General features: G+C 67.1%; 21 protein-coding genes. 13 read left to right on the plus strand and 8 right to left on the minus strand.

From position 1 onward, the window contains the following. Window positions 1–96: 96 nt before the first annotated feature. The 5 genes from rimK to sohB all read right to left on the minus strand — a co-directional run bounded on the left by rimK (window position 97) and on the right by sohB (window position 3,935). On the minus strand, window positions 97–1,002 hold the full coding sequence (gene rimK / locus B0684_RS04485; RefSeq protein WP_018144195.1) for a 30S ribosomal protein S6--L-glutamate ligase: 906 nt from the start codon (window positions 1,000–1,002) through the stop codon (window positions 97–99). Then, a complete protein-coding gene (locus B0684_RS04490) occupies window positions 999–1,502 on the minus strand; it encodes an ATP-dependent zinc protease family protein (protein WP_018649945.1) in 504 nt (167 codons plus the stop codon). The genes rimK and B0684_RS04490 overlap by 4 nt, the downstream gene beginning before the upstream one ends. Before the next feature lie 104 nt (window positions 1,503–1,606). Then, window positions 1,607–2,071, minus strand: coding sequence for a DUF302 domain-containing protein (locus tag B0684_RS04495; protein ID WP_018649946.1), 465 nt, complete (start codon window positions 2,069–2,071; stop codon window positions 1,607–1,609). 197 nt (window positions 2,072–2,268) lie between these two features. After that, window positions 2,269–2,772: a DsrE family protein gene (locus tag B0684_RS04500; protein ID WP_018649947.1), complete on the minus strand. Its 504-nt coding sequence runs from the start codon at window positions 2,770–2,772 to the stop codon at window positions 2,269–2,271. 77 nt (window positions 2,773–2,849) lie between these two features. Further along, the gene (gene sohB, locus B0684_RS04505) at window positions 2,850–3,935 is read right to left on the minus strand and encodes a protease SohB (protein ID WP_018649948.1); all 1,086 of its coding nucleotides are present in this window, start codon (window positions 3,933–3,935) and stop codon (window positions 2,850–2,852) included. A 47-nt stretch (window positions 3,936–3,982) separates the two neighbouring features. Between sohB and B0684_RS04510 the strand changes: the two genes are divergently transcribed. The 4 genes from B0684_RS04510 to B0684_RS04525 all read left to right on the plus strand — a co-directional run bounded on the left by B0684_RS04510 (window position 3,983) and on the right by B0684_RS04525 (window position 7,881). After that, window positions 3,983–4,372 (plus strand): hypothetical protein, encoded by a 390-nt coding sequence (locus tag B0684_RS04510; RefSeq protein WP_018144190.1) that lies wholly within the window; start codon window positions 3,983–3,985, stop codon window positions 4,370–4,372. Window positions 4,373–4,667: 295 nt separating this feature from the next. Continuing rightward, complete coding sequence (locus B0684_RS04515) at window positions 4,668–5,561, plus strand: LysR family transcriptional regulator (protein ID WP_269844074.1); 894 nt, start codon at window positions 4,668–4,670, stop codon at window positions 5,559–5,561. A gap of 99 nt (window positions 5,562–5,660) precedes the next feature. Continuing rightward, window positions 5,661–7,445 carry an N-acetylglutaminylglutamine amidotransferase gene (locus B0684_RS04520; RefSeq protein WP_018649950.1) on the plus strand — a complete coding sequence of 595 codons (1,785 nt, stop codon included), beginning with the start codon at window positions 5,661–5,663 and terminating at the stop codon, window positions 7,443–7,445. A 7-nt stretch (window positions 7,446–7,452) separates the two neighbouring features. Continuing rightward, window positions 7,453–7,881, plus strand: a complete 429-nt coding sequence (locus B0684_RS04525; RefSeq protein WP_018649951.1) for a DUF488 domain-containing protein — start codon at window positions 7,453–7,455, stop codon at window positions 7,879–7,881. 10 nt (window positions 7,882–7,891) lie between these two features. On the opposite strand, the gene moaB is transcribed toward B0684_RS04525, so the two are convergent. Then, entirely contained in the window at window positions 7,892–8,428 is a 537-nt protein-coding gene (moaB, locus tag B0684_RS04530; RefSeq protein ID WP_026313036.1) for a molybdenum cofactor biosynthesis protein B, read from the minus strand. A 59-nt stretch (window positions 8,429–8,487) separates the two neighbouring features. On the opposite strand from moaB, the gene rluB reads away from it, so the two are divergent. From rluB to B0684_RS04550, 4 genes are all read left to right on the plus strand, one after another. Then, complete coding sequence (rluB, locus tag B0684_RS04535) at window positions 8,488–9,492, plus strand: 23S rRNA pseudouridine(2605) synthase RluB (protein WP_018649953.1); 1,005 nt, start codon at window positions 8,488–8,490, stop codon at window positions 9,490–9,492. Between the two features lie 5 nt (window positions 9,493–9,497). Next, entirely contained in the window at window positions 9,498–10,139 is a 642-nt protein-coding gene (locus tag B0684_RS04540; RefSeq protein WP_018175765.1) for an endonuclease III domain-containing protein, read from the plus strand. Between the two features lie 79 nt (window positions 10,140–10,218). Then, entirely contained in the window at window positions 10,219–10,434 is a 216-nt protein-coding gene (locus B0684_RS04545) for a LapA family protein (protein WP_018144183.1), read from the plus strand. A 42-nt stretch (window positions 10,435–10,476) separates the two neighbouring features. Next, window positions 10,477–11,664 (plus strand): MFS transporter, encoded by a 1,188-nt coding sequence (locus B0684_RS04550; RefSeq protein ID WP_018649954.1) that lies wholly within the window; start codon window positions 10,477–10,479, stop codon window positions 11,662–11,664. A gap of 43 nt (window positions 11,665–11,707) precedes the next feature. Here B0684_RS04550 and B0684_RS04555 read toward each other — a convergent pair whose 3' ends face one another. Together B0684_RS04555 and B0684_RS04560 are read right to left on the minus strand one after the other, a co-directional pair. Further along, window positions 11,708–12,427 (minus strand): hemerythrin domain-containing protein, encoded by a 720-nt coding sequence (locus B0684_RS04555; RefSeq protein WP_018649955.1) that lies wholly within the window; start codon window positions 12,425–12,427, stop codon window positions 11,708–11,710. Further along, the gene (locus B0684_RS04560; protein ID WP_018175768.1) at window positions 12,420–13,046 is read right to left on the minus strand and encodes a hemerythrin domain-containing protein; all 627 of its coding nucleotides are present in this window, start codon (window positions 13,044–13,046) and stop codon (window positions 12,420–12,422) included. Before B0684_RS04560 ends, B0684_RS04555 begins: the two co-directional genes overlap by 8 nt. Before the next feature lie 55 nt (window positions 13,047–13,101). Between B0684_RS04560 and B0684_RS04565 the strand changes: the two genes are divergently transcribed. From B0684_RS04565 to rnk, 5 genes are all read left to right on the plus strand, one after another. Beyond that, entirely contained in the window at window positions 13,102–13,500 is a 399-nt protein-coding gene (locus tag B0684_RS04565; RefSeq protein WP_026182008.1) for a hypothetical protein, read from the plus strand. Then, window positions 13,500–13,952, plus strand: a complete 453-nt coding sequence (locus B0684_RS04570; protein ID WP_018144178.1) for a biotin/lipoyl attachment domain-containing protein — start codon at window positions 13,500–13,502, stop codon at window positions 13,950–13,952. Before B0684_RS04565 ends, B0684_RS04570 begins: the two co-directional genes overlap by 1 nt. A 10-nt stretch (window positions 13,953–13,962) precedes the next feature. Then, window positions 13,963–14,631, plus strand: a complete 669-nt coding sequence (locus B0684_RS04575) for a glutaredoxin family protein (protein WP_018649956.1) — start codon at window positions 13,963–13,965, stop codon at window positions 14,629–14,631. Between the two features lie 49 nt (window positions 14,632–14,680). Beyond that, window positions 14,681–15,028 (plus strand): rhodanese-like domain-containing protein, encoded by a 348-nt coding sequence (locus B0684_RS04580; RefSeq protein WP_018649957.1) that lies wholly within the window; start codon window positions 14,681–14,683, stop codon window positions 15,026–15,028. A 179-nt stretch (window positions 15,029–15,207) separates the two neighbouring features. After that, window positions 15,208–15,618, plus strand: coding sequence for a nucleoside diphosphate kinase regulator (gene rnk / locus B0684_RS04585; RefSeq protein ID WP_018144175.1), 411 nt, complete (start codon window positions 15,208–15,210; stop codon window positions 15,616–15,618). Window positions 15,619–15,623: the final 5 nt, after the last annotated feature.

Here is a 15,623-nt window from a genome sequence, read left to right on the forward strand (position 1 = left end):
AGGGAGCCACCGAACAATGTGCAAACGCACGCGCGGGTCGTTCTTGCGTGCGGTCCACCCGCTGCGAGTGACGTGTAGCCTTGCGACTCGAGGACACTAGCCGCTCCCTTTGGTCTTCGTCCGGTTGGGCTTGGCGTTCTTCTCGATGAACTCGATGATCATGCCCGCCACGTCCTTGCCCGAGGCATTCTCGATGCCCTCCAGGCCGGGCGAGGAGTTCACCTCCATCACCACCGCGCCATGGTTGGAGCGCAGCAGATCCACGCCACAGACGTTCAGGCCCATGACCTTGGCCGCGCGTACCGCGGTGGCACGTTCTTCCGGGGTGATGCGGCACAGGGAGGCGCTGCCGCCGCGGTGCAGGTTGGAGCGGAACTCGCCGTCCTTGGCCTGGCGCTTCATCGCCGCGACCACCTTGTCGCCGATCACAAAGCAGCGGATATCCGAGCCCTTGGCCTCCTGGATGTATTCCTGCACCAGGATGTGCTGCTTCAGGCCCATGAAGGCCTGGATCACGCTCTCGGCCGCCTGCTTGGTCTCGGCGAGTACCACGCCCAGCCCCTGCGTACCTTCCAGCAGCTTGATCACGCAGGGCGCGCCGCCCACGGTCGCCAGCAGGTCATCGATGTCATCCGGCGAGTGGGCAAACCCGGTCACCGGCAGGCCGATGCCGCGGCGCGAGAGCAACTGGAGGCTGCGCAGTTTGTCGCGCGAACGCGAGATGGCCACCGACTCGTTCAGCGGGTAGACGTTCATCATCTCGAACTGGCGCAGGATCGCGGTCCCGTAGAAGGTGATCGATGCCCCGATCCGCGGGATGACCGCGTTGAACTGGTCGAGGATGTCGCCCTTGTAGTGGATCTGCGGGCTGTGCGCGGTGATGTTCATGTAGCAGCGCAACGGATCCACCACACGGACCTCGTGGCCGCGCTGTTCGGCCGCCTCGACCAGGCGTCGGGTGGAATAGAGTTTGCTGTTGCGCGAAAGGATGCCGAGTTTCATTCAGGCGCCTGCTGGGCTGTAGGGATTTGCGGTCGGTGGCTGGCGACAAACGAGGCCTGGGGGTCGACAAGAAAGCGACCGCGCATGGCCTCGCGGCCGAGCAGCATGCGAAAGAGCATGGTATCGCGGCTGGTCAGGGAGAGTTCAACTGGCAGTACTACGGCACCGAGTTGCACCCGGGTGGCGATGAAGTAGCGCTCCCCGGTGTGCCCGCCGGAATCCGTCACCTTGCGGACATCCAGCACCGGTGCCTCGCACCAGACTTCGGTCTCGCTATCATGCTGGTGGGGGTGGATGCCGAAGCGCACCCACTCGTGGTCATCACGCGTGAAGGGTTCGATCTGGAAGGTATGCAGCGCCGAACTGCGGGCTCCGGTGTCGACCTTGCACTTGATCGCGGGGATGCCGAGGTCGGGCAGGCCGACCCATTCGCGCCAGCCGAGGATGGGCCGGTCGCGGATGTCGGGTGAGGTCTGGCTGGAAGGGGACGGGCGATCCACGTCGGCTCCCGGAAAGGATGGAAGCCTCACTATAACCAATCGCCCGCCCGGCGCGAGTGAACCTCAGCAGGGCTGCGCCCGTGCGGCGGGGATCGAGCAGGTGCTCAGTCCTCGGCGATTGCTGCGTTGGTCAGATTGTCCAGCGCGTTGCTCATGGTATCGAGGATGTCATCGCGGTCGTCGATGCCGTGGCGCTCGGCCATCCATTCCGGATCGTTGTAGGCGAGCCAGGTCTGGCCGTCTGCGTCGGTCCACGCCAGCGCCTTCATCGGCAGGTCGATGCCGGCGGTCTGCTGGCTGGTGAACAAGTGGCTGCCGAGCGCCGGGTTGCCGAACATCAGGAGTTCGGTCGGGCCGAGTTCGATATCCACGCCGTCAGCCTTGGCGGCGTGGTCCCAGCGCAGGGCGACGCCGATATCGTTGGCTTCCAGGGCATTCTCCAGCCGATCCAGGGTCTCGGAGGCGGAATGCGGGCTGGCCTTGGCGATCATCCCGGGTACGTCGGCGGCCAGCGCCGGGGTCGCGATCAGGGCCAGGGGCAACAGCGCGGTCAGTAGCGTCTTCTTCATGACAAAGTCCTTGTGCAGTAATAATGGGTGCGTCGAGCGAGTGGCGACGATCGACCGGGTGGTTTCGTCAGCGCGTCCGGAAAAGGTAGACGACCCATGCAGAATTTTCAGCGACCGGTCCACGGAAGCGTGATCGGGTCGTGGGACAACGCCCGTGCACGGTGTTCGGCCCTGGGTGGCCGAACACCGTTCGAGGATTACTGCATCAGCAGATAGCCTTCGTGCTGCAGTTCGATGATCTCGGCATCGGCCATCGGTACGACGTTCACGAAGCCATGCACGTCTTCCACGTCGATGCCGCGCAGGCGCGCCGAGGCCTCGCACATGCGGAACTCGATATTGCCGGACTGGGTGAGCGAGCGCGCGCGACGCATCAGTTCCTCGTGCTCGCCAAACTCGTCGCGAGTGAAATACGGGACCTCGGCACCGTGCAGCACCAGGACGATGTGCGATTCGAACGGGTCCGCCTCGTAGACGTTGTTCAGCATGCTCACGCGGTCGAGTACGCCCTCCAGCTCGCTGGGGCTGCTGGTATACACGTCGTAGACCACCTTGCGGGGTTCGTACTGCCGGTCCATCTTTTCGGCCGAGCCCCAGGGCAGGTTGTCGTCCGCGCCGGCCACAAGCGGCGTGGCCAGGAGACTGGCGGCGGCCAGCAGGATCAGCAGAAGACGGGTCAATGGGTGGTTGTTTCGTTTCATGGGGGACTCCGATTGTTGCAGTAGATCGTGTGAGGTTGACGGTCTCGCCCGCCAAAGCGTTCCCCGGCAGGTGGACTTTACATCCGGGTTTCCGGCCCCTGGCTGCGCAAAACGCGCTCGAGGATGGATTCCATCGCAAAGGTGATGCGCCGGCCCAGGGTCTGCGGGCGGTGATAGGTCAGTTCGAAGACGTCCGCCTCGCGGGTCAGCTCCAGCAGCAGATCGTCGCTGGTGCGCAGTTCGTCGGCCAGCCCCATCTCGCGGGCCTGTTCGCCGTACCAGTGTTCGCCGGTGGCGACCTGGTCCAGGTCCAGTTGCGGGCGGTAGCGGGCGAGAAAGGTCTTGAACAGCTCGTGGGCCTCTTCCAGTTGTTCGCGGAATTTCTTGCGGCCCTCGTCAGTGTTCTCGCCAAGCATGGTCAGGGTGCGCTTGTATTCGCCTGCGGTCAGCAGTTCGATGTCGATATCGTTGCGCGACAACCAGCGGTGAAAGTTGGGGATCTGGGCGACCACGCCAATCGAGCCGAGCACCGCGAATGGCGCGGCGACAATGCGGTGACCGACCGCCGCCATCATGTAGCCGCCGCTGGCGGCGACGCGGTCCACCGCCACGGTCAGGTCCAGCCCGGCTTCGCGCAGGCGTGCCAGCTGGGCGGCCGCGAGCCCGTAGGAGGGCACCAGCCCGCCGGGGCTCTCCAGGCAGACGATGGCGCGGTCCTGTTCCGGTCGCGCCATGGTGAGGATGGCGGTGACCTCCTCGCGCAGGCTCTCGACGCTGGAGGCGCGGATATCACCGTCGAAGCGCAGGACGTACACGCGCGAGCGTTCGGCATCCGCCTCGCGGTCGGAACGGGTGCCACCGAGATTGTCGGTCTGTTCGGTTTCGGTTGTGGCGGTCGAGTCCCCCATCCCCTTGCGCGGCAGCTTGCGTGCGGCCCAGTGGCGCAGGCGTTCCACCCGCCCGCGGCGGCGCTCCACCGCCCGGCGCACGGTCTTCTCCATCCGCTCGAAACGATCGTTCAGGCGTTTGACGTGCAACCGGTCCGGCTTGCCCTCGCGCGACCGGCCGACCAGGCCGGCGATCGCACTCAACACAATGAGCCCGGCGATGACGGCCGTGGCGGCCTTGGCGACGAAAAGTCCGTATTCCTGAAGAAATTCCATTGGCTGTCCTTGATGAGCCGGGATGTCCGCGCAGGCATAATGCCAGCATGGATACCGATACAGTTGAAGACCCTCGTAGCGCGGGACGGTTTCACGGCCAGGAAGGTTCCGCGGCCGGTCCGACGCCGGAGCCGATCATCCATGCCGGGTATGCGACGCTGAGTCTGCGCCAGGTCGATGCATGGAACGGCGTGCCCAAGGGCACGGCCTTCCGTCTGTTCAAGGCGCGCAAGCATCAGCTGCGCGAGGGCGTGGACTTCTTCTACATCCCGGAAGGCCGCGACCCCGAACTCACCGAGACCCTGCGCCTGGACGGGCGGATCTACCCCTCCACCGTACACCTGGTCCTGCTGACCGGCGCGGCCTATGCCCGCATGCGCGAGGAATGGCATGCGCGGACCCACAATCCGGGCTGCGGCTGCCCCGAGGAACACTAGGGGTGCGCGCATCAATGGTCCCGTTCGTGCTCGAGTCGATTGTGCTCGCTGACTCGGCAGAGCGACCGCCATGCCTTCGCTCTGCACAAGGGAGCCGCCACGCCGTCAGCGGGCCCAACGTTAGAAGGCAAACGCGGCCGCGGCGCGTCATTCAATGGTTTGTGGGGTTGATGCCCCAGGTTTCCCGACCCTGTGTTGCGACCCGAGACAGACCAAAACCGGCCGGTAGCATCACGCTCGGTGGCGCGCCGCGCCAGGTCTCGGGAAACCCGGGGCACCAGCGCGAGCGGGTAGATTGATCCGCGTCACTCTCGAACAGTGGCGCATGCTGCAGGCGGTGGTGGACGCCGGGGGCTTTGCGCGTGCTGCGGAACGGGTGCACAAGAGTCCGTCGAGCATCAACCACGCGGTGCAGAAGCTGGAAGAACAGCTGGGCGTCGACGTCTTCGAGATCAAGGGCCGCAAGGCGGTGCTTACCGCGGCCGGGGCGGCGCTGTTGCGCCGGGCCGGCCACCTGCTGGAAGAGGCGGCGGAGATCGAGACCCTGGCCGGTGCGCTGGCCGCCGGGGTGGAATCCGAAATCCGGTTGGCAGTGGATCAGCTCCTGCCGCGGGCGCCGGTGATCGGGGCCCTGGAGGGGTTCTCACGGGCCTACCCGGCCACTCGCATCCAGCTGCACGAGGTGGTGCTGAGCGGTGGGCCGGATCTGCTGCGCGAAGCGGCGGTGGACATCCTGCTGGGTCCGGAACTGCCATCCGGCTACCTCGGGACCTGCCTGGGCGAGTTGTCGATGGTGTGCGTGGCGCACCCTTCGCATTCCCTGGCGCAGGGAGAAGCGCCGCTGACCCGGCGCGATCTGCAGCCGCACCGCCAAGTCGTGGTGCGGGACTCGGGTGCCCAGGCCTCCGGTGAGGGCGGCTGGGTGGAGGCGGACCAGCGCTGGACGGTGTCGCACATGGGTACGGCCTGCGAGATCCTGCGCTCCGGTATCGGCTTCGCCTGGATGCCGGAGGACCGGATCGCCGAGGATCTTGCCGCGGGAGGCCTGGTCGAACTGAATCTGGAGGCCGGGGCGCGGCATGCGGTGCCGTTCTACATTACGCATGCCGATCGCGACCGCGCCGGCGCGGCCAGCCAGTCCCTGATGGACGCACTGGAGCAGGCGTTTCGAACCGAGCGATCGTCCTGATCGCCGCTTGGGGGGCGGGTTCGCCCGCGAAGCCCCGCCCGCGTCGGACGATGGCCACGAAGCACAACCCAAGAAGTCCCAACCAGCAAGGAACCAATCATGTGCGGGATCGCAGGAGAATTCGTCTGGGGTGAACGGCGCGCGAGCGGCGAGGCGGTCGCGCGCATGCTGCCCTGTCTGGAACGGCGCGGGCCGGATGCCGACGGCCTGTGGGCTTCTGGTCGGGTCGCCCTCGGCCACCGGCGGCTGTCGATCCTGGACCTGTCGCAGCGCGCGCACCAGCCGATGTTCGATCCGGAGACCGGGCTTGCGCTGGTGTTCAACGGCGCGATCTACAACTTCCGTGCGCTGCGCAGCGAACTGGAAGGACGCGGCCACCGCTTCTTCTCCACCGGCGACACCGAGGTCATCCTGCGCGGCTACGCCGAGTGGGGCGAGGGCATCGTCGCCCGACTGCATGGGATGTTCGCGTTCGCACTGTTCGATGGCAACGCCCAGCGTCTGTTGCTGGCGCGCGACCGCATGGGCATCAAGCCGCTGTACCTGGCCCGCGTCGGTGAGGGCATCCGCTTCGCCTCCAACACCCAGGCGCTGCTGGCGGCCGGCGACGTGGACACCGAGCTGGATGCGGAGGCCCTGCACATGCTGTTCTCGCTGCACGCGGTGGTGCCCGCGCCGCGCACCGTGCTGCGCGGCATCCGCAAGCTGGAGCCGGGGCACTACCTGAGCATCGACGCGCGGGGCCAGGAGCGGTTGCAGCGCTACTGGACGCTGCACGCACACCGCCCGGCCGAGGCGGTATCGGACGGCGAGTGGCAGGAACGCATCGAGCATTCGCTGCGCCAGGCGGTGCGCAAGCGGCTGGAGGTGGCCGATGTGCCCGTCGGCGTGCTGCTCTCCGGTGGGCTGGATTCCTCCCTGCTGGTCGCGCTGGCGATGGAGGAGGGTGCGCAGGATCTGCGCACCTTTACCGTCGGCTTCGAAGACCAGCCGGAGGAGAAGGGCTCCGAGTTCGAGTATTCCGACCCCGTCGCGGAGCGCTATGCGACCGACCATCAGGCCACGCTGATCCCCAACGACCAGGTGCTGGCCCGGTTGCCGGAGGCGGTGGGTGCCATGGCCGAGCCGATGTTCGGCCAGGATGCGGTCGCGTTCTACCTGCTCTCGGAGCAGGTCTCGCAGCATGTGAAGGTCGTGCAGTCCGGTCAGGGCGCCGATGAGGTCTTCGGCGGCTACTTCTGGTATCCGCAGATGGCGGAGGATCGCCATGGCGACTGGGTGGAGCGCTTCCGGCGCCACTACTTCGACCGCGATCATCCGGAGATGGCCGAGATGCTGCGTCACCCGCCGGCGAACGACGTCACTGGTGACTGGCTGCGCGAGCAGTTCGCCGAACTGGAGACCGACCGCGCGGATTCCTTCATCGACGCCGTGCTGGCGCTGGACGTGACCACGCTGATCGTGGACGACCCGGTCAAGCGCGTGGACAACATGACCATGGCCTTCGGCCTGGAGGCGCGGGTGCCGTTCCTGGACCACGAGCTGGTCGAGACCGCCGCCGCGATGCCGCCGCATCTGAAGCTGGGCGATGGCGGCAAGGACGTGCTGCGCCGCATCGCTCGTGGCCGGCTACCGGACGCGGTGCTGGACCGGCCCAAGGGCTACTTCCCGGTGCCGGCGCTGAAGTACGTGCGCGGTGACTTCCTCGAGTTCATGCGCGACATCCTCACCTCGCGCGCCTCGCGCGAGCGGGGCCTCTATCAGCCGGCCTACATCGACAAGCTGCTGGATGCGCCCGATCAGTACTTCACCCGCATCCAGGGCTCCAAGCTCTGGCACGCGGCCCTGCTGGAGTACTGGTTGCAGACTCACGTGGACCGGTAATCGCCGCATGGAACGGGTGCGGATCCGGCGCGTCTACGACCCGGTCGATCCCGGGGATGGGACGCGTGTGCTGGTCGACCGCCTGTGGCCGCGCGGGGTGAAAAAGTCGGCGCTCCTGCTGGACGCCTGGGAAAAGTTGCTCGCTCCGTCCACCGACCTGCGGCGCTGGTTCGGCCACGATGTGGAGCGCTGGCGCGAGTTCTGTCGCCGGTACCGGGCGGAACTGGGAGCGGCGCCCGAGGCCTGGGGCCGCTTGCTGGGGTTTTCCCGTCGCGGCCGCCTGACGCTGCTGACGGCGACCCGGGACGTCGAGCACAGCCATGCGGCGGTGCTGCGCGCTCTCCTCGACGCCGAACGGGCCGAGGAGGAACCAACGGGCGAGCGCGCCTCGCCGGCATGCTTCGCGCCCGACGAGTCCGGGCCGGCCCCGGATTGATCGTGTCTCGTCAAACTTCCTTCAGGCGCGGCATCAGCATGGTGAGGTTGCAGGGCATGGTGCGGTCGTCGAGCTGGGCCTGGATGATGCGGTCCCAGGCGGTGCGGCAGGCGCCGGTGGAGCCCGGAAGCACGAAGAGATAGGTCCCGTTGGCGACGCCGGACAGGGCGCGCGACTGCAGGCTGGAGGTTCCGATCTCGTCGAAGGAGAGCATGCGGAACAGCTCGCCGAAGCCCTCGATGGTCTTGTCCAGCAGGACCGATACGGCCTCGGGGGTGCCGTCGCGGCCGGTAATGCCGGTGCCGCCGGTGGTCAGCACCGCGTCGATATCGGGATCGGCGATCCAGCGCGAGAGTTCGGCGCGGATGGCATAGATGTCGTCCTTCACGATCTTGCGCTCGGCCAGCCGGTGACCGGCGCTTTCAAGGCGTTCCACCAGGGCGTCGCCGGAGCGATCCTCCGCGAGTTCGCGGCTGTCGGAGACGGTGAGCACGGAGATGTTCAGCGGTGTCTTGACGGGCGTGGTTTCCGGCGCGGAATCGGTCATGGCAACGTCCTGTTGGTGTATCGTGGCGTCCATCTTAATGAGTTGCTGGAGTTCCGGGAATGTCGGAGCGGGTACAGAAGGTCCTGGCGGCGCGCGGGCTGGGTTCGCGGCGCGAGATCGAGGGCTGGATCGAGCGCGGCGAGGTGCAGGTGAACAACCGCACCGTGAAGCTGGGCGACCAGGTCGACGAGCACGACGTGATCCGCGTGCGCGGGCGCATCGTGCGGCGCCCGGAGCATCCGCATCGGTGGATCGTGTATCACAAGCCGGTGGGCGAGATCTGCAGCCGCTCGGACCCCGAGGGGCGGCGGCCGGTGTTTGCCAGCCTGCCGCGGTTGAAGGGGCAGCGCTGGGTGGCCGTGGGACGGCTGGACCTGAATACCTCGGGCCTGTTGCTGTTCACCACCGATGGCGAACTGGCCAACCGGCTGATGCACCCGAGCATGGCCCTGGAACGCGAGTACGCGGTGCGCGTGCTGGGCGAGGTGCCGCCGGCGACCCAGGACATGCTGCGCGAAGGCGTGGAACTGGAGGATGGCGCGGCCCGTTTCGACAGTCTGGAAGAGCAGGGTGGGGAAGGCGCCAATCACTGGTTTCATGTGGTGGTCAGCGAAGGCCGCAACCGGCTGGTGCGCCGCCTGTGGGATGCGGTCGGGGTCACGGTCAGCCGCCTGATCCGGGTGCGCTACGGGCCGGTGGTCCTCGGGCACGGGCTGAAGACCGGTGCGGTGCGGGATCTGGAGACCCGCGAGGTGGCCGGGTTGTACGAGGCGGCGGACCTGCCCGTGCCGGACTCCGTGCGCACGCGCGGTCGCGGCGGCCCGCGACGCGATCCGCGCGGCAAACCGCGGGATCAACGCCCCGGCAAGGCGGCGCCGGCGGGCAAGGCCCGCACCAGCCGGGCGGCGCGCGAGGACGGCTGGAGTTCGTCGCCGCCGAAGAAGCCGGGCAAGTCTTCGTCCCCCGCGGGTCGCGGCGGCTCCCGGGGCGCGAAGCTTGCGGGAGGTCGACCCGGCGGCCGCTCGGGCGGCGGTGGCAAACCGGGCGGTAGCCGTCAGCGGTAGCTCCTGTGCGGATCCCCGAGCTCCTGGATGCCCTGCGCGCGGAGTACGGCGACCTGCAGTGGTGGCCGGCGGAGACTGCGTTCGAGGTGATGGTCGGCGCGGTGCTGACGCAGAACACCAGCTGGACCAACGTCGAGAAGGCGCTGGCCAACTTGCGCGGTATCGACGCGCTGTCGCCGGAGGGCTTGATGGCCCTGAGCCGGGAAGAGTTGGCCGAACACATTCGTCCCAGTGGCTATTTCAACGTGAAGGCGGATCGCCTGCGCCACCTGCTGGCCTTCCTGGAGGCGTCCGGCGGGATCGAGGGTCTGGCGGCGCTGGACACCGACGCGCTGCGCGCGGCGCTGCTGGGGGTCAAGGGTGTCGGGCCGGAGACCGCCGACGATATCGTGCTGTACGCCTTCGAGCGCCCGGTGTTCGTGGTGGATGCCTATACCCGCCGGTTGTTCGAACGTCTGGACCTGCCGCAGGCACGGGCTCCGTACGATGCGCTGCGCGAGCACGTCGAGGTGGCACTGGGGCCGGATGTGGCGGCGCTGAACGACCTGCATGCGCTGATCGTGGAACATGGCAAGGAGCGCTGCCGGCCTCGGCCGCGCTGTGATGCCTGTCCGGTGCGGCGGCACTGCACCCACGCCGAGGCCTGAAACCCACCGCCCGGCCGGTTGACGCCCGCGGCGGGGCGCCGGAACCTGAGAGGCATGTTCGACTGACCAGGGAGGTCCCATGCGTTACCTGTACACCCTGTTGATTATCGTGTTCGTCGCGGTGGTTGCGATCTTTGCGATCCAGAACCTGCGTCTCGTAACGCTCAACTTCCTCACCCTGTACGTAACCCTGCCACTGGCGCTGCTGATTGTCGGAATCTACCTGCTGGGCCTGGTCTCCGGGGGTGCCCTGGTCGCGTTGCTGAAGCGCTGGATACGCGGCGCCAGTCGTTGAGCCGCGTGGTGTCCTTCGGGGCGGCATCCCTCGATGGCTGACATGATCCGCCGCCATCCGCTGGCGGTGATCGTGGTGGCGCAGCTGTTCGGGACGTCACTGTGGTTTTCGGTCAACGGGGTCGGGCTGTCGCTGCAGCAGGCACTGGGGTGGTCGCCCGCCGAGATCGGCTGGCTCACGATGGCCACCCAGCTCGGTTTCATCACCGGGACCCTGGCGGTCGCTGCCACGGGGCTGGCGGATCGCTTTCGCGCCAGTCGTGTGTTCGCCATTTCGGCGCTTTTCGGGGCCGGGCTCAACGCCATCTTCATCCTGCTCGCCGGCGTCTGGGAGCTGGCCCTGCTGACGCGCTTTCTGGTCGGGCTGGCACTGGCCGGGGTCTATCCGCTGGGCATGAAGCTGGTAATCGGCTGGACCCCGCAGTACAAGGGCTGGGCGCTGTCCTGGCTGCTCGGAATGCTGACCCTGGGGACCGCGCTCCCGCATCTGCTGCGTGGCGCCACGCTCGATTTCCCGTGGGCGGTGCCCGTGCTTCTGGCCTCGGGCCTGGCCCTGCTGGCCGCGCTGATGATCCTGCGTCTGGGGGATGGCCCGCATCTGCCGCCACCGGGGCGCACGCCGGGGCTCGGGAAGGGCTTCCATGCCCTGGCCCGGCGGGATTTTCGCGCCGTGGCCGGGGGCTACTTCGGGCACTGCTGGGAACTGTATGCGTTCTGGACGCTGGTGCCTCTGCTGGTCGCCCGTGAGCTTGCACGAATGGAGGCCGATGCGGCCCTGATTCCGTGGTTGGCCTTTGGCGTGATCGCGCTGGGGCTGGCGGGCTGTGTCTGGGGTGGGCGCCTGAGTCGGGGCCTGGGAAGCCTGCGTGTGGCGCGGGTGGCACTGGCAACCTCGGGCCTGGCCTGTCTGCTGTACCCGCTGCTTGCGGGGCAGTCGCCCTGGTTGCTGTTCGGCCTCCTGGCGCTGTGGGGGCTCACGGTGATCGCGGACTCGCCCCAGTTCTCCGCGCTGGCCGCGGACAGCGCGCCGGAGGATGCCGTGGGTTCCGCGTTGAGCGTGATGAATGCAATCGGCTTTGCGCTGACCTTGCCGGGCATCTGGCTGACCGGCTGGTTATGGGCGGATGGCGGGGTTTGGGTCCTGTGGCTGTTGCTGCCCGGCCCGTTGCTGGGGCTTTGGGCGCTGGCGCGTCTGTCGGCGCCGCATCGCGTCCGGGAAGCCGTGGATTGACTCGAGTGCCGGGCTGCGGCGGCCGCGCAGCCATGCGGGGCGCTCAGTTGCTGTGGGGTGCCGGCTCGGGTGCCGTTAGCAGGGTCTGGGCGCGTTCAAGCAACTCACCGGCGGCATCGGGTTGTTCGCGCAGGGCGCGGCTCCAGTGCGGGAACAGGTTCTGTTCCTCGCGGCCTTCGTGCTTGGCCAGCGCGCCGGAGATCAGGGCGAAGAACGGGGCCACGGCCCAGGCCTCGTCCACGCCTTCGCTGAATTCGTGTTCCAGCATCGCGGTCTGTTCCAGGATCTCGTCGTGCTCGCGCAGCATGATCGAGGTGGGATCCTGGCCGTTCGGGCTGCGGGGCAGGTCCAGCAGGGGGACGATCAGGTCGTTTTCCACCTCCACGTGGCGACGCAGGCCGTCGACATAGGCGTGGAAATCCGGTGCTGCGCCTTCGAGGTCGCCGGTGTTGACCTTGTGCAGGGCGCTGGCGAACAGGCGGTCGATGCGCAGGTGATCGCGTTCCAGCAGGTCGACCAGGTCCACCGGGGCGACGTCCTCGCGGCGTTGTACCGCGAGCTTCCACAAGGGCGGGCCGTCTTCGAGCACCCGCCAGTGGATGGCCTGACGCAGCTGCAGGCTGACCGCGTCCATCAGCATCTTCGGTTCCTGATCAAGCCAGACCTCGAAGACCTGACCGCTGCGCAGTTCGCGCAGGGTGTAGTAGGCGCGGGTGTGGGCCTGTTCGGCCAGGCCGCGGAGGTCGAGTACGAAATCAGCCACGGTCTGCGCTCGCGATGCCCCGGCGTGCGGCCATGGCGGCACCGATGGCGCGGCGGTCTTCCGGGCTTAGCAGGTGCTCGGCAAAGGGGAGTACGGCGCGCTCTTCCAGATCGAGGTGGATGCGGTATTGGCGTATCCAGGCGTCGGCCCCGTCGAGGTCCGCCGGCTGGCCCGCGGCGATGCGTTGCAGGGCCGGCTCCAGTCGATCCCAGCCGGCCTCGATCTCGTCATGTTCGGCGGTCAGGCGGTCCAGCCATTCGCACAGTTGCGGATGACTCTCGGGGTGGCCACAGTGCTGGCGCAGCACGGGGAACAGGTCCTGGTCCTCGTCCGCGTGGTGGTTGGGCGCTGCCTCGTGAAAGTAGTTCAGGACCCGTTGCGCGGCGCCTCGGGCCTCTTCGTCGGCGCCTTTGTCGGCCAAATGGGCGGGCAGGCGCTCGAGGATGTCCAGAGAGTTGAGGATTCGGCGATGGCACGCCCGCAGCAACTCGATGGGCTGCTGGAATCCGGGAACACTTTCGTGGAGTTGCGCGTGCATGGGGTATCGGACCTTCGCAGAGTGGTCAACAAGCAGGCGACTTTCGCCGAAGCGCTCGCGCCCCGTCTTGATCTCGATCAATGTAAATTGAATATAGCTTAAAGTATGCTGTGCGAAACCTGGCCTGGAGCTTTTGATGCACCCTCGGAACCGGATGTTCATCCTCGCGGCCCTCGCCTATGCCCTGCTGGGCGGGCTGCTCGGCATCCTCTGGCTGGCCCATCCCGGCCTGATCCCCGGCAATGTGCCGCGCATCCATGGCCACCTGATGCTGCTGGGGTTCGTGACCATGATGATCTATGGCGTGGGTCTGCATGTGTTGCCGCGCTTTTCCGGACGTTCGCTGTTCTCCGAGCGCCTGGGCCATGTGCAGTTCCTGCTGGCCAATCTCGGGCTCCTGGTGATGATCGCGGGCTGGCTGGTCTTTCATAACCCGACCGTCGCGGTCGGCGGGGCGATGGCCTGGGGGGCGATGATCCTGTTCGCACTGAACATTGCACTCACCGTGCGTCACTACGGTCCGAAGGGGGCGTAATGAGTCATACGGAATACAACGGCTGCGAGTTGCCGGACGACCTGTTCTATGACCTGGATTATGTCTGGGTCCGTCCGGAGGACGACGGCACCTTTACCCTCGGGATTACCGATCCCGCCCAGACCATGGCGGGGCGGGTGCAGTACTTCCGCTTTCGCAAGCCGGGTTCGCACCGCGCCGCGGGCAAGCCGGTGGCGCGGCTGGAGTCCGGCAAGTGGGCGGGGGGCATCCCTACGCCGTTCGACGGCACCATTGAGCGCATCAATCCGGCCGTGGAGGCCGATCCGGGGCTGGTGAACGTGGCCCCCTATACCGATGCCTGGGTCGTGGTGATGCGCCCGGACGATCCGGAAGCGGCGCTGGAGCGGCTACATACCGGGGCCGAGGCGATTGCCGGTCTGAAACAATGGGTCGATCGCTACGACATCCACTGCATGCGCTGCGCGGACTAAGGGCGGGATCATGAAAGTGGAACTGCTGGTGTCCGAGTGGTGCGCCTCCTGCCACGATGCCGAGCGCATCTGGCGCGAGGTGTCGGAAAACAAACAGATCGACTTCGCGGTGGTCGACATGGGCCAGCCCGAAGGGCGCGAACTGGCGACCCGGCTGCGCATCCGGTCGATCCCGGCCGTGGTGGTGGATGGCGAGCTCAAGCACATCGGGCTGCTGGATCGCACTGCCGCGACCGCACTGGTGGCGGAGGCCCCGGAACGCACACAGAAGGCCGCGCGCCATGTCGGGCTGGGGTTGTCGGCCTCCAGCCGGGCCTCGGTGCTGGGCGCGATGATCTGGCTGCTGATCGCGGGTGCCGCGTTGCCACTGGGCGGGTTCTTCCTCGAGGGTGCGGCGCGTCCGGCCGCGCTGCATGGCTTTACCCTGGGTTTTCTTCTGTTGCTGATCATGGGGCTTGGCGAGCACATGCTGCCGCGCTTTACCGGCCACCCGATCGCCAGTGGCTGGCTGTGGGCCTGGACGCCGCAGGTCCTGGTGCATCTGGCCGTGCTGGGCATGGGGCTCGGCTGGATCCTGGGCGTTGCGATGTTAACGGCGGTGGGTGCGGTGGCGGCGCTGGTCGGGCTGGTCCTGTTCACCCTTCGGGTGGTCCCACTGCTGGTACGTCCGTCGTTGTGACCCGGGCGCGCGCTAAACTTGCGGTTCACGCAGCCAACGGAGTCCTCCTGTGAGTCTTTTCGAGAAGCGTATTCGCGAGCTGGAACAAAGCCTGCCGCATCTGGAACCAGGGGAGGTGGCGCGCTGGCTCGAGGAAGAGAAATCGTTTCTGCTGGTGGATGTGCGCCAGCCCGAGGAGGCGGCCGCGGGGACGATCGAGGGCGCGATCAACATCCCGCGGCCCAAGCTAGAGGCCGGTATCGAGTCTCATATGGCGGATGCGGACCAGCCCGTCGTGGTGTTCTGTGGCGGTCGCGGCCGGTCCCAGCTCGTGGCCGACAGCCTGCGCACGATGGGTATCAATGCGCATGTGCTGCGCGGGGGCTACGCGGCGTGGCGGGAGACCTGGCCTCGGTGAGGGCGCAAGGCAAAGGCTAGGTGCGGCTCCCGCTTACGAGCACTGTGATGGGCGCTATGGCTTTTTTGCCGGGTCTTGGCTAGTCTCCCGAATAAGTTTCCCGGTTTCCGGAAATTCCCTGAATATTATTTGCCTGGCGCGTCTCCCCGGAGGCGCGTTCTGCATTCTGGAGTAAGAAAGTGAACAAGCCGAAGATCATTGTCTCCACCACGGACATGGAGCGCCTGGACAAGCTGCTGGAGTCGCTTCCGGATGGCAGTTTCCCCGGCAAGGCCGATCTCGAGTCCGAACTGGATCGCGCGGATGTCGTGGATTCGCACGAGGTTCCGGGTTCGGTGGTGACGATGAACTCGAAGGTCCGGTTCCGGGTGATCGAGTCCGGCGACGAGTTTTCGATGACACTGGTGTACCCGCGCGATGTGGACGAGAGCGGTGGCACGCTGTCAATCCTGGCGCCGGTGGGCAGTGCGCTGCTGGGCCTGTCCGAGGGCGACGAGATCGAGTGGCCGCGCCCGGGCGGGGGGCAGATGCACGTGCGCATCGAGGAGGTCGAGTACCAGCCGGAGCGCGCGGGCGAATACCACCGCTGACGCGG

Origin of the sequence: Thioalkalivibrio versutus, from assembly GCF_001999325.1 — a bacterium.
GTDB classification, from domain to species: Bacteria; Pseudomonadota; Gammaproteobacteria; order Ectothiorhodospirales; family Ectothiorhodospiraceae; genus Thioalkalivibrio; species Thioalkalivibrio versutus.

Bases quoted from the DNA above. Each gene is read 5' to 3' on its own strand.
- rimK (WP_018144195.1), bottom strand. From the start codon at position 1,002: ATGAAACTCGGCATCCTTTCGCGCAACAGCAAACTCTATTCCACCCGA.
- B0684_RS04495 (WP_018649946.1), bottom strand. From the start codon at position 2,071: ATGAAGAAGACGCTACTGACCGCGCTGTTGCCCCTGGCCCTGATCGCG.
- B0684_RS04500 (WP_018649947.1), bottom strand. From the start codon at position 2,772: ATGAAACGAAACAACCACCCATTGACCCGTCTTCTGCTGATCCTGCTG.
- sohB (WP_018649948.1), bottom strand. From the start codon at position 3,935: ATGGAATTTCTTCAGGAATACGGACTTTTCGTCGCCAAGGCCGCCACG.
- B0684_RS04510 (WP_018144190.1), top strand. From the start codon at position 3,983: ATGGATACCGATACAGTTGAAGACCCTCGTAGCGCGGGACGGTTTCAC.
- B0684_RS04520 (WP_018649950.1), top strand. From the start codon at position 5,661: ATGTGCGGGATCGCAGGAGAATTCGTCTGGGGTGAACGGCGCGCGAGC.
- B0684_RS04525 (WP_018649951.1), top strand. From the start codon at position 7,453: ATGGAACGGGTGCGGATCCGGCGCGTCTACGACCCGGTCGATCCCGGG.
- moaB (WP_026313036.1), bottom strand. From the start codon at position 8,428: ATGACCGATTCCGCGCCGGAAACCACGCCCGTCAAGACACCGCTGAAC.
- rluB (WP_018649953.1), top strand. From the start codon at position 8,488: ATGTCGGAGCGGGTACAGAAGGTCCTGGCGGCGCGCGGGCTGGGTTCG.
- B0684_RS04545 (WP_018144183.1), top strand. From the start codon at position 10,219: ATGCGTTACCTGTACACCCTGTTGATTATCGTGTTCGTCGCGGTGGTT.
- B0684_RS04550 (WP_018649954.1), top strand. From the start codon at position 10,477: ATGATCCGCCGCCATCCGCTGGCGGTGATCGTGGTGGCGCAGCTGTTC.
- B0684_RS04565 (WP_026182008.1), top strand. From the start codon at position 13,102: ATGCACCCTCGGAACCGGATGTTCATCCTCGCGGCCCTCGCCTATGCC.
- B0684_RS04570 (WP_018144178.1), top strand. From the start codon at position 13,500: ATGAGTCATACGGAATACAACGGCTGCGAGTTGCCGGACGACCTGTTC.
- B0684_RS04575 (WP_018649956.1), top strand. From the start codon at position 13,963: ATGAAAGTGGAACTGCTGGTGTCCGAGTGGTGCGCCTCCTGCCACGAT.